This window comes from Leisingera sp. ANG49, from assembly GCF_059694505.1.
On the sequence record NZ_JCATZN010000002.1, the window covers coordinates 674,978 to 698,477 of the forward strand.

The 23,500-nt window shown below is 65.3% G+C and carries 17 protein-coding genes and 1 riboswitch; of the genes, 14 read left to right on the plus strand and 3 right to left on the minus strand.

What is annotated here, in order from left to right; genetic code table 11:
* Positions 1-2 precede the first annotated feature (2 nt).
* From AC58NV_RS09650 to AC58NV_RS09665, 4 genes are all read left to right on the plus strand, one after another.
* Complete coding sequence (locus tag AC58NV_RS09650) at positions 3-2,018, plus strand: putative 2-aminoethylphosphonate ABC transporter permease subunit (RefSeq protein ID WP_497226928.1); 2,016 nt, start codon at positions 3-5, stop codon at positions 2,016-2,018.
* A gap of 271 nt (positions 2,019-2,289) precedes the next feature.
* Positions 2,290-2,482, plus strand: a riboswitch (cobalamin riboswitch).
* A gap of 143 nt (positions 2,483-2,625) precedes the next feature.
* Positions 2,626-3,636, plus strand: coding sequence for an ABC transporter substrate-binding protein (locus AC58NV_RS09655; protein ID WP_497226929.1), 1,011 nt, complete (start codon positions 2,626-2,628; stop codon positions 3,634-3,636).
* Positions 3,633-4,682, plus strand: coding sequence for a FecCD family ABC transporter permease (locus AC58NV_RS09660; RefSeq protein WP_497226930.1), 1,050 nt, complete (start codon positions 3,633-3,635; stop codon positions 4,680-4,682). Before AC58NV_RS09655 ends, AC58NV_RS09660 begins: the two co-directional genes overlap by 4 nt.
* Entirely contained in the window at positions 4,679-5,440 is a 762-nt protein-coding gene (locus AC58NV_RS09665; RefSeq protein WP_497226931.1) for an ABC transporter ATP-binding protein, read from the plus strand. Before AC58NV_RS09660 ends, AC58NV_RS09665 begins: the two co-directional genes overlap by 4 nt.
* A 50-nt stretch (positions 5,441-5,490) precedes the next feature.
* Here the strand turns inward: AC58NV_RS09665 and AC58NV_RS09670 are convergent, their stop codons facing one another.
* Complete coding sequence (locus AC58NV_RS09670; protein ID WP_497226932.1) at positions 5,491-6,375, minus strand: LysR family transcriptional regulator; 885 nt, start codon at positions 6,373-6,375, stop codon at positions 5,491-5,493.
* Between the two features lie 104 nt (positions 6,376-6,479).
* Between AC58NV_RS09670 and AC58NV_RS09675 the strand changes: the two genes are divergently transcribed.
* The 6 genes from AC58NV_RS09675 (at position 6,480) to AC58NV_RS09700 (ending at position 14,289) form a co-directional block, all read left to right on the plus strand.
* Entirely contained in the window at positions 6,480-7,925 is a 1,446-nt protein-coding gene (locus AC58NV_RS09675) for an aldehyde dehydrogenase family protein (protein ID WP_497226933.1), read from the plus strand.
* A 137-nt stretch (positions 7,926-8,062) separates the two neighbouring features.
* Positions 8,063-9,046 (plus strand): membrane dipeptidase, encoded by a 984-nt coding sequence (locus AC58NV_RS09680; protein ID WP_497226934.1) that lies wholly within the window; start codon positions 8,063-8,065, stop codon positions 9,044-9,046.
* 3 nt (positions 9,047-9,049) lie between these two features.
* Positions 9,050-10,738 (plus strand): hypothetical protein, encoded by a 1,689-nt coding sequence (locus AC58NV_RS09685; RefSeq protein ID WP_497226935.1) that lies wholly within the window; start codon positions 9,050-9,052, stop codon positions 10,736-10,738.
* On the plus strand, positions 10,735-11,364 hold the full coding sequence (locus tag AC58NV_RS09690; RefSeq protein WP_497226936.1) for a DUF3726 domain-containing protein: 630 nt from the start codon (positions 10,735-10,737) through the stop codon (positions 11,362-11,364). Before AC58NV_RS09685 ends, AC58NV_RS09690 begins: the two co-directional genes overlap by 4 nt.
* Positions 11,365-11,377: 13 nt before the next feature.
* Positions 11,378-12,388 (plus strand): Ldh family oxidoreductase, encoded by a 1,011-nt coding sequence (locus AC58NV_RS09695; protein WP_497226937.1) that lies wholly within the window; start codon positions 11,378-11,380, stop codon positions 12,386-12,388.
* Between the two features lie 77 nt (positions 12,389-12,465).
* Positions 12,466-14,289, plus strand: coding sequence for a BCCT family transporter (locus AC58NV_RS09700; RefSeq protein ID WP_497226938.1), 1,824 nt, complete (start codon positions 12,466-12,468; stop codon positions 14,287-14,289).
* A gap of 105 nt (positions 14,290-14,394) precedes the next feature.
* On the opposite strand, the gene AC58NV_RS09705 is transcribed toward AC58NV_RS09700, so the two are convergent.
* Positions 14,395-15,321: a LysR family transcriptional regulator gene (locus tag AC58NV_RS09705; protein ID WP_497226939.1), complete on the minus strand. Its 927-nt coding sequence runs from the start codon at positions 15,319-15,321 to the stop codon at positions 14,395-14,397.
* A gap of 107 nt (positions 15,322-15,428) precedes the next feature.
* On the opposite strand from AC58NV_RS09705, the gene AC58NV_RS09710 reads away from it, so the two are divergent.
* Complete coding sequence (locus AC58NV_RS09710; protein ID WP_497226940.1) at positions 15,429-17,894, plus strand: CoA transferase; 2,466 nt, start codon at positions 15,429-15,431, stop codon at positions 17,892-17,894.
* Positions 17,895-17,973: 79 nt separating this feature from the next.
* Here AC58NV_RS09710 and katG read toward each other — a convergent pair whose 3' ends face one another.
* Positions 17,974-20,175 carry a catalase/peroxidase HPI gene (gene katG, locus AC58NV_RS09715; protein ID WP_497226941.1) on the minus strand — a complete coding sequence of 734 codons (2,202 nt, stop codon included), beginning with the start codon at positions 20,173-20,175 and terminating at the stop codon, positions 17,974-17,976.
* A gap of 208 nt (positions 20,176-20,383) precedes the next feature.
* On the opposite strand from katG, the gene AC58NV_RS09720 reads away from it, so the two are divergent.
* From AC58NV_RS09720 to rpsD, 3 genes are all read left to right on the plus strand, one after another.
* Positions 20,384-21,301: a LysR substrate-binding domain-containing protein gene (locus AC58NV_RS09720; RefSeq protein WP_497226942.1), complete on the plus strand. Its 918-nt coding sequence runs from the start codon at positions 20,384-20,386 to the stop codon at positions 21,299-21,301.
* Between the two features lie 202 nt (positions 21,302-21,503).
* Positions 21,504-22,565: a Hint domain-containing protein gene (locus AC58NV_RS09725; RefSeq protein WP_497226943.1), complete on the plus strand. Its 1,062-nt coding sequence runs from the start codon at positions 21,504-21,506 to the stop codon at positions 22,563-22,565.
* A 218-nt stretch (positions 22,566-22,783) separates the two neighbouring features.
* Positions 22,784-23,404 carry a 30S ribosomal protein S4 gene (rpsD, locus tag AC58NV_RS09730; protein ID WP_497226944.1) on the plus strand — a complete coding sequence of 207 codons (621 nt, stop codon included), beginning with the start codon at positions 22,784-22,786 and terminating at the stop codon, positions 23,402-23,404.
* Positions 23,405-23,500 lie beyond the last annotated feature (96 nt).

Genomic DNA, 23,500 nt, shown 5'->3' on the forward strand with positions numbered 1-23,500 from the left:
AGATGGCAGATACAACGCAATCCGTCATGCCTGCGGGCCCGGTGATCAAGGGCAAGCTCAGCCGCGACGACATCATCATGCGCGGCAGCATGATCATCATCGCGCTTTACTTGGTCGTGTCGCTGGTATTTCCGCTCTATGCGATGCTGTCGAAATCCTTCTCCACCTACAGGGTGGAGCTGTCGCAGTACGAATTCCAGGTCAGCGACGAGGCGGGCCAGTTTGACGGCAGCATCCTGACCGGCGCGGACCTGAACGCCCGCAGCGGCACCTTTGCCGATGCCGATCTGTCCACCGGCGCGGACGGGCGGCTGCCGGTCACCGGCTTCTTCCCGGACTTCAGCTTCCGCAGCCCGGTGATGTACCAGATCCGCAATACAACCGGCACAGGCCGCTTCCTGATCGGCTCCAACCTGCAGACCGGCACCGAATGGGTCACGCTTGATTCCAACACCTTCCGCCGGGTGCAGCTGCGCCCCGTGCAGGCGCAGGGGCTGGACAACTTCGTCTCCTACTTCTCGACGCCTGCGCTGTTCAACTCGATCAAGAACTCGCTGTGGATCGCGGTCCTCAGTACCGTTGTCACCGTCTCGCTTGCCTTCTGGTTCGCCTACGCGCTGAACCGCAGCTGCATGAAATACAAGGGCGTGTTCCGGCTGATCGCCATGGCGCCGATCCTGGTGCCGTCGCTGCTGCCCGGTATCGCGCTGGTCTACCTGTTCGGCAACCAGGGCATGATCAAGGAGCTCTTGTTCGGCGCCAGCATTTACGGCCCCATCGGCATCGTGATCGGCTCGGTCTTCTTTACTTTCCCGCATGCCTTCATCATCATCTCAACCGCGCTGGCGATCTCTGACGCCCGCCTGTACGAGGCCGCCGCCAGCCTGCGCTCCACCCCCTGGCGCACCTTCTGGACCGTCACGGTGCCGGGCGCGCGGTATGGCCTGATCTCGGCGGCCTTCGTGGTCTTCAATCTGGTGATCACTGACTTCGGCCTGCCCAAGGTGATCGGCGGCCAGTTCAACGTGCTGGCAGTGGACATCTACAAGCAGGTGATTGGCCAGCAGAACTTTGAAATGGGCGCGGTGGTCTCGGTGGTGCTGGTGATCCCGGCGATCCTCGCCTTTGCCATCGACCGCATGGTGCAGTCCAAGCAGGTGGCTCTGCTGTCGGCCCGCTCGGTGCCTTATGAGCCGCAGCCGAACAAGAAGATGGACCGGATTTTCTTTGCCTATTGCACCCTGATCGGCATTTTCATCGCCGGGCTGCTGGCGGTCTGCCAGTTCGCGGCGCTGATCAAGTTCTGGCCCTACGACCTGAGCCTCAGCCTCAACAACTACCAGTTCGACAGGATGGATGGCGGCGGCTGGGGATCCTATATGAACTCGATCAAGCTGGCGCTGATGACGGCTGTGGCCGGCACCGCGGTCGTGTTCTTCGGCGCCTATCTGGTCGAGAAATCCAAGGGCTTCCGCACCGGGCGCGCCATCTTCCAGATGTTTGCGATGCTGCCGATGGCAATCCCGGGCATGGTGCTGGGGCTGGCATACATCTTTTTCTTCAACAACCCCGCCAATCCGCTCAATGCGATCTACGGCACCATGGCGATCCTGGTGGTCTGCACCGTCACCCACTTCTACACGGTGTCGCATCTGACAGCGGTCACCGCCCTCAAGCAGATGGACCGGGAGTTTGAATCGGTTGCCGCTTCGCTCAAGCAGCCCACGATGAAGCTGTTTGCCCGCGTCACGGTGCCGGTCTGCCTGCCTGCGGTGCTGGACATCTCGATCTACCTTTTCGTCAACGCGATGACGACGGTGTCGGCGGTGGTGTTCCTCTATTCGCCCAAGACCACGCTGGCGTCGATTGCGGTGCTGAACATGGATGATGCAGGCGACATCGCCCCGGCGGCGGCGATGGGGATGATGATCTTCTACACCAACGCGCTGGCGCGGATCATCCACTTGCTGGCCACCCGCGGCATCCTGCGCCGCACCCAGGCCTGGCGCAGCCGCTGACCGCGGTTTCCGCCGGGCAGTCTTAAGGCGCAGTCGTTGCCTCCGGCTCCATCGCGGCCGCAACGCAGGAGCTGAGCGGCGGCGCTGCGGAGCCGGGCGGCTGACCGGTTCCGCAGCGGGGGCGCGGGAGGCGGCGGTGCCTTCCGCCGCAGCAAACAGGCGCAGTTCTCTCCTGGGTTCTGAAGGCCCCCGCAGCGGGCGGGGGCCGCACAGCCAGGATTGAAGTTTTCCGGAAACCGCTGAAGTTTTTCTTGCCGCAACGGAAGTGATGCGCTACGCGCGCTTTACCGGTCCCGCAAGGGCTAAGAGGGAATCCGCGGTGCCAGCCGGCGCCAAACGGAACTGCCCCCGCAACTGTAGGCGGCGAGTGCTGTGCCATGATGTCACTGGATCCACGCGGTCCGGGAAGACGGCGCAGGCAATGACCCGCCAGTCAGGAGACCTGCCGGTGAAAAACTGAAGCACACCGGACGGGGTTGTCCGGGGAGGTTGCCGGCAAGATGCGCCGCCGCTGTCCGGTGCCGCAAAATGGGGCCAGATACCCAGCCTTGCCGGTCAATGCCCTTTCACCCGTTCTCCGGTCATTGACATATGGAGATCGAAGACCATGTTCCTGCGTTCCGGCCTGATGGGCCTTTCCTTCGTTGCGGCCGCTCAGGCTGCTGCCGCCAGCGAGAGTTTTCCGCTGACCATTCAAAACTGCGGCGAGACCGTCACCTTCGAGGCACCGGTTGCGTCTTCCGTGACCGTTGGCCAGGCCGCCACTGAGGTGCTCTATGCGCTGGGCCTGGGTGACAAGGTGCTGGGCACCTCGGTCTGGTTCAACGACGTGCTGCCCGAATATGCCGAGCTGAACGACAAGGTCGAACGCCTGGCCGACAACGACCCCAGCTTTGAAAGCGTGGTGGCCAAGCGCCCCGGCCTGGTGACAGCTCAGTACGAATGGCATGTCGGCCCCGAAGGCGTGGTCGCCAAGCGGGAGCAGTTCCACGACCTCGGCATCCCGACCTATGTGATGCCCGCTGACTGCGTCGGCAAGGACAACACCACCGGCGGCGACGGCACCCGCACCCGGATGTTCACCACCGACAGCCTCTATCAAGGCATCGAGGAACTGGCCGCGATCTTCGGCGAGGCTGAGAAGGGCGCTGAGCTGGTTGCCGACTACAAGGCGCGCGAGGCCGCAGCTGTTGCCAAGGCACAGGAAGTTGCGCTGGAGGATGCCTCCGCGGTGTTCTGGTTCTCTTCGCCTGAAATGGAAAGCGATCCGTTCGTGGCCGGCCAGAAGGGCGCCCCGGGCTACATGATGCAGCAGCTGGGCCTGAAGAACGTCATCGAAACCGACGAGGAATGGCCGACCGTTGGCTGGGAAACCATCGCCAAGGCCAACCCGACGGTGATCGTGATTGCCCGCATGGACCGCCGCCGCTTTGCCGCTGACGACTACGAGAAGAAACTGGAGTTCCTGCGCACCGATCCGGTCGCCAGCCAGATGGACGCGGTGAAGAACGACCGTATCGTGGTGATGGACGCCCAGGCGATGGACGCCACCATCCGCGCCATCCCGGCGCTGGAGGATCTGGCCGCTGAGCTCAGCGCGATCGGCAACGGCGAATGAGCGCAGCCGCCGCAGTCGCATGGCAGGGCTTCCGGGGCGCTTGCCTGGCCCTGCCGGTGCTGGCCGCGGCGGTTCTGGCAGGCGCAATGATCGGGGAGACCGCGCTTGCGCCCGACCTTGTCCTGTCGGTTCTGGCCAACAAGCTGGCCGGGGCAGGCCTGCCGGTGGATCCGGTGGACCAGGGCATCATCTGGAGCTACCGGCTGCCGCGGGCGCTGGTGGCTGCGGCCTGCGGGGCGGCGCTGGCGGTGGCCGGGGTGGTGCTGCAGGCCTTGCTGCGCAATGCGCTGGCAGACCCCTATATCCTTGGCATTTCCGCCGGCGCCTCGACCGGGGCGGTGGCTGTCACCATTGCCGGCCTCGGCGGCGGCGCCCTGTCGCTGTCCTTCGGCGCCTTCAACGGGGCGCTTCTGGCGTTTGGCTTTGTCGCCATTCTGGCCCGCGCGGCCGGGGCAGGGGGCAGCCGCGCCGCAGCGGCGCAGATCGTGCTGGCGGGCATTGCCGGCTCGCAGCTGTTCAATGCGCTGACCGCTTTCATTATCGCCAAATCCGCCAACGCGGATCAGGCCCGCGGCATTATGTTCTGGCTGATGGGCAACCTCAGCGGCGTGCGCTGGCCGGACGTGTGGCTGGCGGTGCCGCTGGCCTTGGCGGGCTGGATGATCTGCCGGTTTCACGCGCGCGCCCTGGACGCCTTCACCTTTGGCAGCGACTCCGCGGCCTCGCTCGGCATCCCGGTCCGCCGGGTTCAGGTGGTGCTGATCTTTGCCACTGCCCTCACCACCGCGGTGATGGTGTCGATCGTCGGCTCGATCGGCTTTGTCGGCCTAGTGATCCCCCATGCGGCGCGGTTCCTGGTCGGCCCGGGACACCGCAGGCTGATGCCGGCCGCTGCGCTCACCGGTGCCGTGTTCCTGATCGCTGCCGACATCGTCTCCCGCATCATCATCCCAGGCCAGGTGCTGCCCATCGGGGTGGTCACCGCCCTGATCGGGGCGCCGTCCTTTGCGGTGATCCTGGTGCGCGGGCAAAGGACTGCGAGATGAGGATCGAAGCCCGCAACCTGTCTTTCTCCGTGCGCGGCAAAACCCTGCTGCAGGACGTGTCGCTGGCGGTGCAGCCGGGTGAGACGCTGGCGCTGGTCGGCCCGAACGGCTCTGGCAAATCAACCCTGATGCGGCTGCTGTCGGGCCTGGCCAAACCCTCGCATGGCGAAGTGCTGCTGGCGGACCAACCGCTGGCCCGGCTGACCCGCCGGGAGATCGCCCAGCGGATCGCCATTGTCGAACAGCAGGCCGACACGGCTGAGCGCATCACCGCACGGTCCGTCGTCGAGCTGGGCCGCACCCCCTGGCTGTCGGCGCTGAAACCCTGGAGCAGCGAAGACACCCAGCTGGTGGACAAGGCGCTGCATACGGTGGAAATGGGGGGCTTCGCGCGCCGCGAATGGGCCACTCTGTCCGGCGGCGAACGGCAGCGGCTGCACATTGCCCGTGCCCTCGCGCAACGGCCGGGGCTTCTGCTGCTGGATGAGCCGACAAACCATCTGGACATCCACCACCAGCTGTCGATCCTGAACTGCATCCGGAACCTGCAGGTGACAACCGTGGTGGCCCTGCATGACCTGAACCAGGCCCTGACCTGCGACCGTGTGGCGGTGCTGTCGCACGGGCGCCTGGTGGCCATTGGCGCGCCCGGGGAGGCGCTGGATCCGGAAACGGTGTCCGGGATCTTCGGGATCAAGGCCCGCTGGGTCCGGGACGGCGAGGGCGCGGATCCCTTCCTGTCCTTTCAATTGACCTGAGAGGCCATCTGCACGGGTGCCCCGGCCATGCTGCGCCGTGCCGGAGGTTTTCAGCCTGGCACGCCTGACAGATTGCAGGACTGTATGAAGGCGCAGCACTCCTCGGTCAGCGCGGCAAAGCGGGAGCGTTCGCGCTGATACAGGTAGACCGCCCGCTTGTCGGGCAGGTCGGCAATCGGGCGGAAGGCGGTTGCCTCCGGCATGAACCGGGCAACCGTCTGCGGCAGCACGGTGACCCATTTACCGGTCCGGACCATGGTGATCAGCGAATGGGTGTTGTGGATCGTCACATCCGCATTGCTGCTCGCTTCAACAAAGCGTTCATTGCGGATCAGATCGCACAGGGCGTTGCGGACAAAGGAGGCGCCGGTCACTTCGGCAATTGAGGGGCGCGCGTCCTGCCGGTACAGCGGATGGTCGGTGGAACAGACCAGCCCGAAGCGGTCCTCGAACAAAGGCACAGCCCTGACACCGTTCAGCGGGTGGCAGCCGGAGGCAATGCCGATATCCGCCTTTCCCTCCGCCAACGCGTCCAGAACCTCCTGAGTGTCGGTGTCGCGCAGCTCCACCTTCAGGCCCGGATGCCGCGCCGTCATGTGTTCCAGCACCGCAGGAAACACCAGCGCCGCAACCGATGGGACCGAGACAATCCGCAAGAGCCCGTGCGCCGCCTCAGCCGCCATCTCGATGCTCTGCACGGTCTGATCGAACTGCCGCACCTGTTTCTGGGCCAGTTCAAAGACTTGCTCACCCAAGGGTGACAGCTGGTTCTTGCGCTCGCCCTCGAACAGTCTCTTGCCCAGATGATCCTCCATTTGCTTCAGCGTCATGGAAACGGCGGATTGGGTCCGGCCCAGCCGGTTGGCGGCCTCGGAAAGGTTGCCGGTTTGCGCCACGGTGCAGAAGGCGCGCAGCATTTCGATTTTCAGTGCCACGCTTCAATTTTCCTGAAGTTGTCTACAGTTTATTGAGTTTGACTGATGCGGGCTGCAGAGTCCATCCTGCTGCAAACCTGAAATTCAGCATCTGGGGCTTTTCCGTGACCAAACTGAACCTGATTGCCGGCGAATGGCTGGCGGGCGAAAGCGAAATCGAAAACCGCAACCCTTCGGATCTGAGCGATCTGGTCGGTATGTTTGCCCAGGCCAGCTCCGATCAGCTGGAGGCGACCCTGGACCAGGCGCAAATCGCACAGCGTGAATGGGCCGCCTACGGGCTGGAGCGCAAGCAGGCGGTGCTGATGAACATCGGCAACGAGCTGATGGCCCGCGCCGAAGAGCTGGGCACGCTGCTGAGCCGCGAAGAAGGCAAGCCGCTGGCCGAGGGCAAGGGCGAGGTTTACCGCGCAGGCCAGTTCTTCACCTATTACGCCGCCGAATGCCTGCGCCAGATCGGTGAAAACGCGGACTCCGTGCGCCCGGATATCGAGGTGGATGTGCGCCGCGAAGCCGTTGGCGTGGTGGCGATCATCTCCCCCTGGAACTTCCCGACCGCAACCGCATCGTGGAAAATCGCGCCGGCACTCTGCTACGGCAACGCGGTTGTCTGGAAGCCCGCCAACATCACCCCGGCCTCGGCCGTGGCCCTGACAGAGATCATCGAACGGCAGGACATCCCCAAGGGCCTGTTCTCGCTGGTCATGGGCTCCGGCCGCTCGATCGGCCAGCGCCTGGTCGAAAGCCCCAAGGTGAACGCGATTTCCTTCACCGGCTCGGTGCCGGTGGGCAAGGGCATTGCCGCCGCCGCCATCCAGAACCTGACCAAGGTGCAGATGGAAATGGGCTCCAAGAACGCGCTGGCCGTGATGGACGACGCCGACCTGGACCTGGCCGTCTCCCTGGCACTGGGCGGCGCCTTTGGCGGCACCGGCCAGAAATGCACCGCTTCCTCCCGGCTCGTGGTCCACGCAGCCGTGCACGACGCCTTTGTTGAAAAACTGGTGGCGGGTGCGCAGGCGATGAAAGTGGGCCACGCGCTGGAAGCGGGCGTGCAGATGGGCCCGGTGGTCAGCGAGCAGCAGCTGAACGAGAACCTGGCCTATGTTGATCTGGGCACATCCGAAGGCGCCGAACTGGCCTGCGGCGGCCAGCGCCTGGAGATGCCGCACGAAGGCTTCTACATGTCCCCCGGCGTGTTCCTGAACACCACCAACGACATGCGCATCAACCGCGAGGAAATGTTCGCGCCGCTGACCTCGGTGATCAAGGTCGGCAGCTATGACGAGGCGCTGGCCGTGGTGAACGACACCAACTTCGGCCTGACCTCCGGCATCGTCACCCAGTCGCTAGCCCGCGCCACCCACTTCCGCCGCAACGCGCGCACCGGTGTGGTCACCGTCAACCTGCCGACCGCAGGCACCGACTACCACGTGCCCTTCGGCGGCCGCGGCGACAGCTCCTACGGCCCGCGCGAGCAGGGCAAGGCGGCGGCGGAGTTCTACACCACCGTCAAGACGGCCTACATCAGTGCCGGCAAGCCGGTCTGAGACTGAAACCCTGGAAGCGCCGGACACCGGCCTGCCAGATTGTGGAAGCGCCCGCCCTCCTCGTTTCCCCTGAGGCGGGCGCCTCCTGCCCGTTGCCTGAAGGCCGGGCGCTGGACTTTGAAAACCGAGGTGCTTGAATGACCGGATACCGTATCGACTGCCTGCAATATGCCAACTGGTCGGAAAAGATTTTCCGCCAGCTGCGCGAGGGCAACGTGGACGCGATCCATGTCACCATTGCCTATCACGAGAACTTCCGCGAGACGGTTCTGAACTTCGAGAAGTGGAACCGCTGGTTCGAGCAGTACCCGGACCTGATCATGAAGGGGCAGTGGGCCTCGGACATCGACAAGGCGCGCGAAACGGGGCGCACCGCGGTGTTCTTCGGCTTCCAGAACCCCTCGCCGATGGAAGACGACATCGGCCTGGTCGAAATCCTGCACACCCTGGGCGCCCGCTTCATGCAGCTCACCTACAACAACCAATCACTGCTGGCGACCGGCTGTTACGAGGCCGAGGATCCGGGCATCACCCGCATGGGGCGCCAGGTGATCAAGGAGATGAACCGGGTCGGCCTGGTGGTGGACATGAGCCACTCTGCCGACCGCTCCACCATCGAGGCGGCGGAGATCTCCACCCGTCCGATTGCCATCACCCATGCCAACCCGCATGAGTGGTCGCCGGCCCTGCGCAACAAGAAGGACGATGTGATCCGCGCAGTCACCGGCCACGGCGGCATGCTGGGTTTCTCGATTTATCCGCACCACCTGAAGGACAAGTCCGACTGCACCCTGCAAAGCTTCTGCGAGATGATTGCACGCACCGCCGAGAAGTACGGGGTGGAGCATCTCGGGATTGGCACCGATCTCTGCCAGGATCAGCCCGACAGCATCGTTGAATGGATGCGCGTCGGCCGCTGGACGAAAGAGATCGACTACGGCGAAGGATCAGCCGCCGCTCCGGGTTTCCCGGAAATGCCCGGCTGGTTCAAGGACAACCGCGACTTTGGAAACATCGAAGACGGCCTTCGCGCGACGGGCATGAACGATGACGAGGTCAGCGGCATCATGGGCGGGAACTGGTACCGGTTCTTCGCCGAAAACTTTGGCCCAAAGGGATAGGTCATGGAAACAACCGCGCAGACAACGATATCACGACGGGACCCGGCTCAGGTCATGCGCCTCAGCCGCCTCGGCTCCCTGCATCAGTGCCGCCTCAGCTTCATGCGGGTGCTGACACGCCGCATGGCCCGGGAAAACTGGAGCTTTGCGCGCCCCAAGTTCGATATCGACGGCAACGGCGTCGGCGTGGCGGTCTATACCGCCGCCGGCCCTGCGCGGACTTATTCCCTGGTTGCCTTCGCCCATGACCTGCCGCCGGAAATGCGCTCGGACCGGGTGATCGCCACCGCTTGGGATGCAACCTTCACCCTGTTCGACGGCGTGCCGACGGATGCCGACATTGAGCGTCTGTCAAAGAACGTGCCGTATCAGGAGGCGGGCCGGGTCAACGAGAAGTCCCTGTCAGTCTCCCGCGCCAACCGCTCTGTGCGCCTGTGGGCGCATTTCGTCGACTCGCTGTCGCAAGGCCAGCAGCCGGACCAGGCGCAGGTGGACGCTGTCGGCTATCTGATGCGCACCACCGCCGTGTATGGTTCCGGTAAATTGGGCGCCGCCGACCGGGAGGCGATTGCCGACCGCCCCGAGCTCAACACACCGTTTCAGGCAGAGATGCTGTCGGTCTTTCTGACCCGCGCTTTCGTCCGCGACCTGGTGGAGCATATGGCCCGTGCCAAGGGCGGCGACAACGCCGTGCCGCTGGCCCCGGAAACCGCGCGGCGGCTGGGCATCGGCAATTCCACCGGTCTCGGCATGGCGCCCTACATCGTCAACCACCCGGTGCTGTTCAACAACTGGATCATGGCGCGGGAAGAGGCGATTGCCCGGGTGCGCTCGGTCGAAACCGCCTCGGCTGAGGAAGCCGCCTGCTTCCGCCGTATGCTGCGGCGGAGCGAACTGTCGGCGGCGCGCTGGCATTCGGAACACCCGGCGCAGATCGAGAAGCTGGCCAGCCTTCACACAGATCTTGAGGCCCTGGCCGCCTGGGCGGCGGCAGACGATCTGCTCAATGACCACCCCTGGGACCGTCTGATCCGCTGGAGCGAGACAGCCTTGGGCCTGGAGGGGCAGGAACTGGCGGCCTCGCTGATCCTGGAACCCTATGGGGACCTTGTGGACGGGTTGTCCGACTGTATGGCCGATGCCAACAAGGACGCCTTCATCATCGATGGCGCAATGCCGGTTACACAGGTGAGGGAGCTGATCGAGGACAGCTTTGCCTGGGCGCTGGATCTGGACTGGAGCGCCCGCGAAAACTGCGCCCGCGCCTGGTATGTCTCGGAGGAGAAGCTGGAACCCCGCATGGGCGAGCGCTTTGACGAGCCGATTGCCGCGTACGAGCAGCCGCTGGCCCCGGCCCGTGATGCCGCCGCGGCCCACGCGGCCCTGGCTGGCTGGGACGGGGAAGAGTCGATCGCATCCTTCCTGCTGCGCCACCCGGAACACCGCCACACCGTGCGCCGGGCGCAGATGAGCCGGGTCGCGCCTTACAGCGAAATCCGCAGCAACACCATCAGCGACCGGGTGCTGCCGGTCGACATGCTGCGCGCCAAGCTGTCGTTCTTCGGCGCCACCCATTTCGACCCGCGCTCCGACCGCTGGGTGCGGATCTGCATGTATGCGGGCGCGCCGTATCCCGAAGACCTGACCACCGCCAACGCCGACCTGTGGGTTTATCCGGAGGCAGACCAATGAGCTATGCGCTGAACGAAGTGGAAGCCACCGCCAAACGCGCCGCCCGCGGGGCGGGCTATGACTGGGGGCTGGCGGAGGAGGCTGCAAAAGCCACCCGCTGGCTGTGCGCGCAGGGGCTGGACGGTGCCGCGGTGCTGGCTGGCCTGCTGGAGGCCGGATACGCGGCGGGGCTGCAATCCCATGTGCCGCAAAGCCTGGATGGCGACTGGCAGGCCGAGGCGCCGCTGTGCCCGCTGGCAACCGGTGCGGCGCTGTCGGACTGCGCCGCGCGGCTGCAAGTGCTTACGCTGGCTATGGGGCCGGTCTCCCGGCCCGCAATGATCCTGCCCTTTGCCGCGCTGGCCGCGCGCCAGCTCGGCGCTTGTGTCACGGTCGAAGGCGAGGGCTTTCAGGCCGTCACCGACGGCATCGGCCTGCAGTGCGAAGGCACTCTGCCGGAAACGGCGGCGCAGCTGAGCATCCGGGCCGCGGGCAGCCTTGCAAACGCAAACCCAAGCCAAACCCGCGCGGAACCGGCGGAGGCGGCCTGGGCCGTCCTGAACCGTTTTGCCCATAAAACCTACGCTCCGGCCACCGAGGAGTCGCGCCTGCTGGGCGCCGGCGCCGGGCTGTCGGACAACGACTGAAGAGGCCACTTACATGACCGAAACCAGAACTATGTCCCTCGCCGAGATCGAGGACCTGTCCTTCCGCGCCCTGGTGGCGGCAGGCACGTCTGAGGCCAATGCCCGGCCCCTGGCCGTCGCAACAGCCGCCACCGAGGCGGATGGCGTGGCCAGCCATGGCCTCGCCTATATCCCGATCTATGCCGAGCATGTGCAATGCGGCAAGGTGGACGGGCAGGCGGCACCGGTTCTGGCCCGCCCGCGCCCCGGCGTCGTGGCGGTGGATGCCGCCACCGGCTTTGCCCATTCCGCCATCGACATTGGGTTCGAGGCGCTGATCCCGGCAGCGCGGGAGCAGGGCATCGCGGTGCTTGCAATCCGCAACAGCTACAACTGCGGCGTGCTGGGCTACCACACCGCCCGCCTGGCCCGCGCCGGGCTGGTGGGGCTGGGCTTTACCAACGCGCCGGCCTCGATCGCGCCCTCGGGCGGCAGCAAGCCGGTGGTCGGCACCAACCCGTTCTCGGTTGCCGTTCCGGGCGAGGATGGCGAGCCGGAACTGCTGATCGACCAGAGCGCCAGCACCATCGCCAAGAGCGAAGTGATGAAGCACGCCCGCGAGGGCAAGGAGATCCCGCTGGGCTGGGCGCTGGATGCCGGCGGCAATCCGACCACCGATCCGGACGCGGGCCTCAAGGGCTCGATGGCACCCTCGGGCGGTTACAAAGGCGTCGGTGTTGCGCTGCTGACAGAAATCATGGCCGCGGCGCTGACCGGCGCCACCCTCGGCATCAACGCATCGCCCTTCTCGGGCACCGCGGGCGGGCCGCCGAAAACCGGCCAGATGTTCATCGCAATCGACCCGGCTGCGACCTCAAATGACGCTTTTCGTGCTGGAATGGCCGGGATCGTGGAAGCGGTGCGCGGGCAAGACGGCGCACATCTGCCCGGAGACGGGCGGCGGGCAAAACGCTTGCAGGCCCGCCAAGACGGCGTCGCTGTCAGCGTTGCAACGCTGGCAAGGATCGAAGCCCTGCTGGGCTGACGCCAGATACCGGCGGTTGCGCGAACCGCCGGACAATCCGCACCCCGGTGCGGCACGTGCGAAACGGGAGGAAACGCATGTCAATAAAGCAACCTTTTACGGATCTGGAGATCAAGACCTCCGACGAGGGCTTCTATAAGGGGCACAGCGTCGAGATCGCCTTGCTCAGCAAGGGGATCATGGTCGCCCTGGTTCTCTGGGCCTTGGTCTGGCCGGCAAACGCCACAGGCGTTCTGGGCAGCCTCAACTGGCGGATCCTTGAGGATTTCAACGCCTTCTACATCATCATCGTCGGTTTCTTCGCCTTTTTCCTGTTTGTGGTCGCCGCATTGCCGCAAACCGGTAAGCGGATCATGGGGGGACCGGGCCAGGGCAAGGAATTCTCGGATTTCTCCTGGTTCTCGATGATGTTCGGCGCCGGTCTGGGCGTCGGCCTGATGGTCTTCGCTACCGCTGAACCGCTGGGTCTCTGGGGCTCCAACCCGGTGGTCCTGGCGCAGCAGGTGACCGCTAACACTGAAGAAGCCATCCAGTCCGGCTTCCGCTACACGTTCCTGCACTACGGCTTCCACGCCTGGGCAATCTACGTGGTGACCGGCCTGTCTCTGGCCTACTACGCCTATACCCGCGACATGCCGCTGACCATCCGCACCGCGCTGACGCCGCTGTTCGGCAGGCTGATGAACGGCTTCCTGGGCCACGTCGTTGACGTGCTGGGTGTTGTTGCCACCATCCTGGGCGTTTCCGTGACCATCGGTTTCGGCGTCTCCCAGTTCGTGGACGGCGTCTATGCCATCACCGGCATGGAATGGATGATGGACATGAGCGGCGACGCGCCTGCACCGGGCACCGTTGGCCTGCTGGCCGGCCTGTTCGCGATCATGGGCCTGTCGATCATCTCGGCGGTCTCCGGCGTCGGACGCGGCGTGAAGTATCTGTCGAACCTGAACCTGGTTCTGTCGATCATCCTGCTGCTGACCTTCGTGGTCTTCGGCTCCTTCATGTTCGCAATGACCACCTACGCCTCGGCTTTCGTGGACTACGTCCTGCACTTCGCCTCGCTGAGCTTCGGTGCCTACGGCCCGCAGTCCGCAGCTGACTTCGCGGCAGCGCTTCCCGCGGACGCGGCGCCCTACGCAGATGCTCTGCGCGGCGGTGCAACCAACGCCTGGGGCTCCTTCGATGGCTTCAAATCCGGCCTGGAAGGCGAAGCTGCAGCCCTGTCCGACGACGTTCTGGCAGCAACCTATGCAGCTGGTGAAGCACAGCGCCAGTTCGGCTGGCAGGCAGGCTGGACCACCTTCTACTGGGCCTGGTGGATCGCGTTCTCGCCCTTCGTCGGCCTGTTCCTGGCGCGCATTTCCCGCGGCCGTTCGGTGCGTGAGTTCATCGTCGGCTGCGTGTTCGCCCCGGCGCTGGTCTGCTTTGCCTGGATGACCATCCTGGGCGGCACCGCCATCGACCTGGAACTGAACGGTGCGGCCGAAGGCGCGATCATCGGTGCCTCCAACACCGCCAAGCTGTTCGTGACGCTGCAGAGCATGATCGACGGCGGCCTGCTGTCCGGCATCACCATCATGTGCGTGGTGCTGATCATGACCTTCCTGGTCACCTCGGCGGACTCCGGCATCTTGGTGATGAACACCATCATGTCCGGCGGCGACCAGAACATCGGCAACAAGCACAAGATCGTTTGGGGCCTGATCCTGACCGCTGTGATCGGCACTCTGCTGTTCGCAGGCAAGCAGAACGGCGGCGCCGACCCGATGGAGGCGCTGAAGAGCGCGATGATCATCGGCGCGCTGCCCTTCACCATGGTCATGGGCCTGATGTGCATTTCGCTGGCCAAGGCGCTGTTCCGCGACGGCCAGCGTGAGAAGGCTGCAGCTCCGGCCGAATAAACCCTGGCACCGGGCAACGCAGCTGCGAGTGCCCGGCCTGAAAACAGCCTCCCTCCAGGAGGCGGAGAAGCCGGGGGAGCCATCCTCCGGCTTTTTCTTGCTGTGTTACGGCTGGCGGTGAGCCGGCGGCAATTGGCCCCTGAACCAATCCAGCAGCTGTTCCAGCGCGCTGTTGCTGGCGGCAGGTGTACGGTGCTGCACAAAATAGCTGTACGGCCTGTCTGAGACCGCCGTCCCCAGCCGCAGCACCTCGCCGCAGGCCAAGGCATTGTCGGCGATCCCCGCCCAGCCCAGCCCAACCCCTTCGCCGCGCCGAACCGACTGGAGCAGGAACGGGTAGGCGTCGAACTCCGGCGCTTTGCCAAAATTCGGCGGCAGCTGCCCCGCCTGTTCAAACCAGCCCTGCCAGGTCAGGAACCCTGAACTGCCGGTGTCGAAATGCAGAAACAGCTCCGGCGCCAATGCGGACAGGTTTTCAGCCGCTTCAGGGTGATCCGCCAGAAAGCCGGGGCTGCAAATCGGAAACGTCTCCGCAGGGATCAGAGGAAAATACGGGCGGTCCGGCATCCGCGACGGGTCCCAGACCACTGCCGCATCCAGACGGCTGAGGTCGATGTCCCCCAGCTGGTCGGTGGTCACCACCCGGACCCTTGTGCCACGCATGCTGGCGCGCAGGTCCGAATACCGCGGCATCAGCCATTGATCGGCAAAGCCGAAGGTGCAGGCCAGCGTCACTTCATCCGTCTCCGGTGCGGCCAGAACCTCGCTCCAGGCCTGATCCACATGGCCCAATCCCAGCGCCACCGCATCCGCCAGCCGGGTTGCATTGGCCGTCGGGGTGATCCGGTTGTTGTTGCGCTCAAACAGCGGCTGCCGCAGCCGCCCCTCCAGCGTCGAGATATGCCGCGACACCGCGGGCTGGCTGAGGCCGAGCTCCGCTGCGGCGCGGGACAGGCTGGCGTGGCGCACGGCAACTTCCAGCACCAGCAAGGAGTTCAGCGATCCGGCGGTAGGGCGTATCGAGCGTTCCATAGGAAATTGTTAGGGAGGCCATGCAGTCTTGGCCAGTGGATATTGCAAGCGGCAAAGATAATCTGGGGCGGCAAACATGATCTCAGAATTTTCCAGGGACTTCCCAAATGCCGCAGCGCCCCCTTTCCCATATCCGCGTTCTCGACTTCGGCCACTATCTGGCGGGCCCTTTAACTGGCATGATGCTGGCCGACATGGGGGCAGAGGTGATCCGCATCACCCCGCCCGGCGGCACCGGCTTTGACGGCCCGGCCTTCGATATGCTGTCGCGCGGCAAGCAGACGCTGGAGCTGGACCTGAAATCGGAGGAGGGCCGCGCCACTGCCATCGAACTCGCCAAACGCGCAGATGTAGTGATTGAGAACTTCCGTCCCGGTGTCATGGACCGTCTCGGCCTCGGGCCGGAGGTGCTGCGCAAAGTCAATGATCAGCTGGTCTACCTGTCGATGCCGGGTTTTGCCTCCACCGATGCCGAGCTGGCCGGCCTGCCTGCCTGGGAGGCAGTGATCGCCGCCTATACCGGCCAGTTCACCGACATGGGCCTGAACCGCCGCCTGATGGGCATCAACCCGTCCTTCTCGCCGCTGGCCCTGGCCTCGGCCTATGGCGCCAGTTTCGGCGCCATGTCGGTCCTCTTTGCGCTGAACGCCCGCGAGGCCAACGGCGGCGACCATATCGAGGTGCCGCTGGCCGCCGCGCTGCTGGAGGGGCTGGTCTATAACTGCGAGCAGATCGAAGACTACCCCGAGCGCTACAAGTCCCCGCGCGAGGTGGAACTGGACCGCCGCGCCGCAGAAGGCCTGCCGATGAACCTGAAGTTCGAGGAGTTGTCGGAATTCCTCGACCCGTTCTACCGCACCTATACCTGCGCTGACGGGCGCGGCTTCTATGTGGTGAGCGGCTCGGTCGCCACCCATCCGCGCCGGGTGCTGGAGACCCTGGGGCTCAAGGACCTGGCGGACGAGCTGCCGGACTTCTCCGCCTATCTTGATACCAAGGACTGGCCCGCCGAATGGTCGATGCGGAATTACCCGGTGGGGGCGTCCGACCGGGAACGGGTGTCCTCGGCGATGAAGGCGGCCTTCCTGACCAAACCCTCGCATGAGTGGGAGGAGTTGTTCGGCGCTGCCAAGGCACCCGCCACCGTGCAGCGCTTCACCAGCGAATGGCTGCACGACCCGCACGCATTGGCTTCCGGGCTGATCCTGCAGGTCAAGGACGCCAAGCACGGGGTCATGCAGCAGATGGGCAATGTGGCCTGGCTGTCCGGCGACGAAGATGCGGTGCGAAAAACCAGCGCCGAGGAGGCAGACCTGGCGGCGCTGCTGGCGGAGCCGGAGCGCGGCGGCACCAGCGGTCAGGCGGGCAAGGGCTGGCTCGACGGGCTGAAGGTGCTGGACCTCACCAATGTGATCGCCGGGCCGACCATCGGCTCGACCCTGGCACGCTACGGCGCAGAGGTGACCCTGGTGCAGCCGGTGGATCCTTCGGTGGACCCCTGGAACACCGTCGTCTTCGGCATCCACGCGCAGCGCGGCAAGGAGAGCATCCTGCTGAACCTGCGCAGTGAACAAGGGCAGGAGGCGCTGGCCCGGCTGATCGCCGAGGCCGATGTCATCACCATGAACGGCACCGACCAGCAGCGCGACCATCTGGGCCTGTCGCCGGAACGGCTGGAACAGATCAATCCGCGCCTGATCCTGGTGCAGCTCGATGCCTTCGGCGGCCCGATGCGCGGGCCGAAATCCGATCACCTCGGCTATGACGACCTGGCGCAGGCCGCAACCGGGGTGATGCTGCGGTTTGGCGGCGGCATGGAAACGCCGGAGGAGCACGCCCATTTCGGCACCATCGACGTGCTGACCGGCTTCTGCGCATGCGTGGCCCTGGGCGGCGCGCTGCTGCGGCTCCAGGAAACCGGCAAGGGCGGGGTGGCACGCGCCTCTCTGGCGGCGGCCGGCAACCTGATCCAGGCGCAGTTCATGTATGACCATGAGGGCAGGGCGCCCTTTGACGAACCCTCGGGGCGCAAAGCCTTGGGCTGGGGGCCGTTCTACCACTGTTATCAGGCCGCGGACGGCTGGTTCTTCTTCGCGGCCCCGACCGAACGCGCCGCCGCCCTGGCGCGGGTGCCGGACCTGTCGGATCTGGCAGAACTGCCAGAGGACCAGCTGCAGGCGGCGCTGTCTGAACGCTTCGCTGCCCAGCCGCTTTCCCACTGGCGCGCCGCATTTGCCGGCACCTCGTCCACCGCAGTGCCGCTGTCCTCGCTGCACGAAACCCGCGATGCGGCTTTGCAGCTGGAAAGCAAGGGGTGCATCGACCTGAACCAGGCCACTTTCAGAGTGATCCGCCACGACCGGCACCCGATGGGCCGCTGGTGCGACCTGGTGGCGCCCAACGCGGTGCGCCCGCAGACAGGCCGGATCACGATCCCCGGTCCGGCCCCCAAATACGGCGATCACACCCGGGCGATCCTGGCGCGGCTTGGCTATTCCAAAGACGAAACAGCGGCGATGATCACCAGCGGTGCTGCGGGCGAAAGCTGGTCGGAAAAATACCTGCCGGAGTGATCCGCCCGGCGGCTGGTTGGATTAAAAAAGCGCCCCGGAAATCCCGGGGCGCCTTTCTGTTTTGCTATGCCAGGGCCGTTCAGGCCGCCAGATCAAACCGGTCGGCGTTCATCACCTTGGCCCAGGCTGCCACGAAGTCGCGGACAAAGGCTCCGGCGCCATCGTCTTGCGCATAGACCTCTGCCAGCGCCCGCAGCTGCGAGTTCGAGCCGAACACCAGATCGGTGCGGGTGCCGGTCCATTTAACGGCGCCGCTGGCCCGGTCGCGGCCCTCATAGGTGCCGTCGCCTGCCGGCTTCCACTCCACCCCCATATCGGTGATGGCGGTGAAGAAGTCGGTGCTCAGCACGCCAACGCGGTCCGTGAACACGCCATGCTTGGAACCGCCGTGGTTGGCGCCCAGCACCCGCAGCCCGCCGGTCAGCGCGGTCATCTCCGGCGCGCCGAGGGTCAAGAGCTGCGCCCGGTCCACCAGCATCTTCTCGGCCGGCACGGCATACTCCGCCTTCTGGTAGTTGCGGAAGCCATCGGCCTCCGGCTCCAGCACCGCGAAGCCGTCGATGTCGGTCTGCTCCTGCGTGGCATCGGTGCGTCCAGGGGTAAAGGGAACATCCACCGGGTGTCCTGCAGCCTTTGCGGCTTCCTCGACGCCGGCACCGCCCGCCAGCACGATCAAGTCGGCCATCGACACCTTCTTGCCGCCGGACGCGCCGGCGTTGAACTCGCTCTGGATCTGCTCCAGTGCCGACAGCACCTTGGCCAGCTGCGCAGGCTCGTTCACCTCCCAGTCCTTCTGCGGCGCCAGCCGGATGCGGCCGCCATTGGCACCGCCGCGCATGTCGGAGCCGCGGAAGGTCGAGGCCGAGGCCCAGGCGGTGGAGACCAGCTCAGAGACCGAAAGTCCGGTGCCCAGGATCTTGGCCTTCAGCTGCGAGACGTCCTGCGCATCCACCAGCGCGTGATCCACCGCCGGCACCGGATCCTGCCAGATCAGGTCTTCGGCAGGCACGTCCGCTCCCAGATAGCGCGACTTCGGCCCCATGTCGCGGTGGCACAGCTTGAACCAGGCACGGGCAAAGGCGTCGGCGAATTTCTCCGGGTTGGCGTGGAAATCGCGCGAGATCTTCTCGTATTCCGGGTCCATCCGCAGCGACATGTCAGCGGTGGTCATCATCGGCGCGTGCTTCTTGCTGGGGTCGTGGGCGTCCACCACCATATGCTCCGGCTTCACGTCCTGCGCCTGCCACTGGTTTGCGCCGGCCGGGCTTTTGACCAGTTTCCACTCATAGCCGAACAGCACGTCGAAATAACCCATGTCCCAGGTGGTCGGGTTCGGTTTCCAGGCGCCTTCGATGCCCGATGTGGTGGTGTCGCCGCCCTTGCCGGAGCCATGCGCGTTGGCCCAGCCAAAGCCCATCTGCTCCATCGCGCCGCCCTCCGGCTCGGCACCCACCAGCTCCGGGTCGCCCGCGCCGTGCGCCTTGCCGAAGGTATGGCCGCCCGCCACCAGCGCCACGGTTTCCTCGTCATTCATGCCCATGCGCGCAAAGGTGTCGCGCACGTCAAAGCCGGAGGCCACCGGGTCCGGGTTGCCGTTCGGCCCTTCCGGGTTCACGTAGATCAGGCCCATCTGCACGGCAGCCAGCGGGTTTTCCAGGTCGCGCTCGCCGGAATAGCGCTGGTCGCCCAGCCACTCGGTCTCGGTGCCCCAGTAGATGTCCTCCTCCGGCGCCCAGACATCCTCGCGGCCGCCGCCAAAGCCGAACACCGGCCCGCCCATCGATTCAATGGCGCAGTTGCCTGCCAGGATCATCAGATCGCCCCAGGAGATCTTGTTGCCGTATTTCTGCTTGATCGGCCACAGCAGGCGGCGCGCCTTGTCCAGGTTGCCGTTATCCGGCCAGGAGTTCACCGGCGCAAACCGCTGGTTGCCGGTGCCGCCGCCGCCGCGCCCGTCGGCGGTGCGGTAGGTGCCGGCGCTGTGCCAGGCCATGCGGATGAACAGCCCGCCATAGTGGCCGTAATCCGCGGGCCACCAGTCCTGGCTGTCGGTCATCAGCGCAAACAGGTCCTTCTTCACCGCCTCCAGATCAAGCTTCTTGAACTCCTCGCGGTAGTTGAAGTCAGGACCCATCGGGTTCGACTTGGGGGAGTGCTGATGCAGGATCTTCAGGTTCAGCTGGTTCGGCCACCAATCCTGGTTCGAGGTGCCGCCGGCGTCGGTGTTCAGCGCCGCGCCGTGCATCACCGGGCATTTTCCTGCGGGGGTATTTCCGTCCATTTCCTTCTCCGATCGTGGCTTCAATTAGTTGAACTGCGATGTGGAGGAAGCGCCCCGGAACCATTCCGCCAGCCTGTGCGCCGCATGGAAATGCACGCGGGGCGCAGGCTGCCTGCGCCGGGTCTCCCTGTTGTCCTGAGGATGAGGCTAGCAGGGAAATATCATTGGGATAAGTTGCATTTATTCATCGCTCTGATAATGAAAACCTATGATAAACGTGACCCTCCGCCAGATGCGCTATTTCGAGGCGCTGGCCCAGCACCGCCATTTCGGCCGCGCGGCCGACGCCTGCGCCGTGTCTCAGCCTGCTTTGTCTGTTCAGATCAAAGAGTTGGAGGAGGTGCTGGGGGTGCAGCTGGTGGAGCGCGGCGCCCGCCAGGTGCGGCTCACCAGCTTCGGCGAGGATCTGGCCTCCCGTGTGCGCGGCATCCTGCGCTCGGTGGATGAGCTGGGCGAGCTGGCGCGGGCCTCACGCGACGGCCTAGCCGGGCGCCTGCGGATCGGGGTGATTCCCACCATCGCCCCTTATCTGCTGCCCTCCATCGTGGGCACGCTCACCCGGCAGTACCCGGAGGCCGACATCCGGGTCCGCGAAACCGTGACCCCCAAGCTGCTGGAAGAACTGGGGGAGGGGCGGCTGGACACAGCCATCGTGGCGCTGCCGGTGTCTGAGCCGTCTTATGAGGAGGTGCCGCTGTTTTCCGAGGATTTTGTGCTGGTGCGCCCGGGCGAGGACGCTGGCACCCCGGTTCCCGGCCCCGAGGGCCTGCGCGAGATGCGCCTCCTGCTGCTGGAGGAGGGGCATTGCTTCCGCGACCAGGCCTTGTCCTTCTGCAACATGCAATCCGCCGCCCCGCGGGAGCTGCTGGACGGCAGCTCCTTGTCGACACTGGTGCAGATGGTCAGCGCCGGGATCGGGGTGACGCTGATCCCGGAAATGGCGGTGCCGGTGGAAACCCGCTCGGCCGTGGTGTCGGTGGCCCGCTTCCGCGACCCGCAGCCGTCGCGCACCATCGGCATGATCTGGCGGCGCAGCAATCCGCTGGCGCGGCAGCTGATGCAGGTGGCCGAGGTGGTCCGGCAGGCCGCGGACACGTTGCGCGCCAGCTACGGCGCGGTCCGCTAAGGCGCGCGTTTCTTTCTGCTGGGTATTCTGCGCCGCCCGGCTTGCCCAAAAATTGAGTGCCGCTACGGCAACTTCAACCGCATGAGGAATGGTGCGTAAAGGGCACGCTCACAAGGATTTTATGGGCCTCACTGTTTCCGGAGGCGCGACGCTTTGTTAACGTTCCGTTAATAATTATAAGTTGAAGCAGGCATACGGGCAGATGAGAACGGGCTTTCGTGGCACGTTTGTTGTTTCCTGGTCGCAAACCGAGATCGACGGCCTCCCGGCCGCACCGGTGGACGCCATTGATGTGGGGGCGGCCTGGTCCTGGCACGGCGATGCGGTGCGGGTGGACGGGCCGGCAGGGCTTTTGCGGCTGGACATGGCAAACGGCGAGGCAGAATTGCGCCGCCGGGCGGCACGCTCGGTGCGCAGGCTGGTCGGGGCTGCGGTGCAGAACCGCACCGATGTTCATGCGGTCGAGGTCGATGAGCCGCTGATGGACAGCAGCTTTTCCGTGACCAACGGCGTGCAAAGCTACACCGTTACCCTGATCGAGGTCGGCCCGGGTCAGCACCCTCTTTTGATGTTCGTGGATGAGCTGCCGCCGCGCGGCACCGACCTTTGGGTGGTGCACCATTCGCTTGGCACCATTCACGCCGACCGGCCCCAGGGCGAAACCGGTGTTATCTGCTTTACCCCGGGCACCTTGATTGCCACGCCCGGCGGGCCGAAACGGGTGGAGCAATTGCGCGAAGGCGAAAAGGTGCAGACCCGCGATAACGGCGCCCAGGAGATCCTCTGGATCGGTTCCCGCCGGATCACCGGCGCGCGGCTTTACGTGATGCCGCGGCTGCGCCCGATCCGCATTCATGCCGGCGCCTTGGGCATCGACCGCCCTGAACAGGAGCTGCTGGTCTCCCCCGATCACCGGATGCTTCTGCGCGGCAGCCGGGTGCGGGCGCTGTTCAACACGCCCGAGGTGCTGGTCGCGGCCAGCGACCTGGCCAATGGCTCCACCATTCAGCCCGACACCTCGGTGCGCGAAGTCACTTATATCCACCTGATGCTGGCCAATCATCAGGTGCTCTGGGCCAACGGGGTGGAGACCGAAAGCTTCCATCCCTCGAATGCCTCGCTTACCGCACTGAGCGGCTCCGACAGGGCAAGGCTGTTCGGCCTGCTGCCGGAGCTGGAGCGCAACCCGCTGTCCTACGGTGCCCATGCCCGCCGCAACCTCAACACGTCCGAGGCAGCGATTCTCGGCCACGAAGCAGCCTGAAGCCTTTATCCGGCGGAGTCAGGGTGCTATCCGGCGGCCCAGGCCGGGTCCCGCTGCAGATTTCCTGCCGAACAGGCAAACAGCGTGTTGACTCTGCCCCGTCCCCCTATATAAGCGCGGCTTCATTGGTGTTGGTGGCCCCCGCAAGGGGATGCCTGTCATGGGGGAAACCTCAAGAGGACAACGCCCTTCGAAACCATAAACGAAGGAGATCAGCCGTGACCAAACGCACGTCTGCCAAGTACAAAATCGACCGCCGCATGGGCGAAAACATCTGGGGCCGTCCGAAGTCCCCGGTTAACCGCCGCGACTACGGCCCGGGCCAGCACGGCCAGCGCCGCAAGGGCAAACTGTCCGACTTCGGCATTCAGCTGCGCGCCAAGCAGAAGCTGAAAGGCTACTACGGCGACCTGACCGAAAAGCAGTTCCGCCGCATCTACGGCGAAGCCGTCCGTGTGACTGGCGACACCGGTGAAAACCTGATCGGCCTGCTCGAGCGCCGCCTGGACGCCGTTGTCTACCGCGCCAAATTCGTGGCAACCGTTTTTGCCGCCCGCCAGTTCGTGAACCACGGCCACGTGACCGTGAACGGCAAGCGCGTGAACATCCCCTCCTACCGCGTGAAAGAGGGCGACGTGATCGAGGTCCGCGACAAGTCCAAGCAGATGGTTGCCGTTCTGGAAGCCGTTCAGCTGGCTGAGCGCGATGTGCCGGATTACATCGAAGCCGACCACTCCAAGATGACCGCAACCTTCGTGCGCACCCCGTCCCTGGGCGACGTGCCGTACCCGGTTGTGATGGAACCGAACCTGGTCGTCGAATTCTACGCCAAGAACTAAGCCTGCTGCCCCCGGGGCATCTGGCGGAAGGGCTGTCCTTTTGGTCAGCCCTTTTCTTTTGCGGAACTGCCTGGCCAGGGCGCTCCGCGGCTCCCG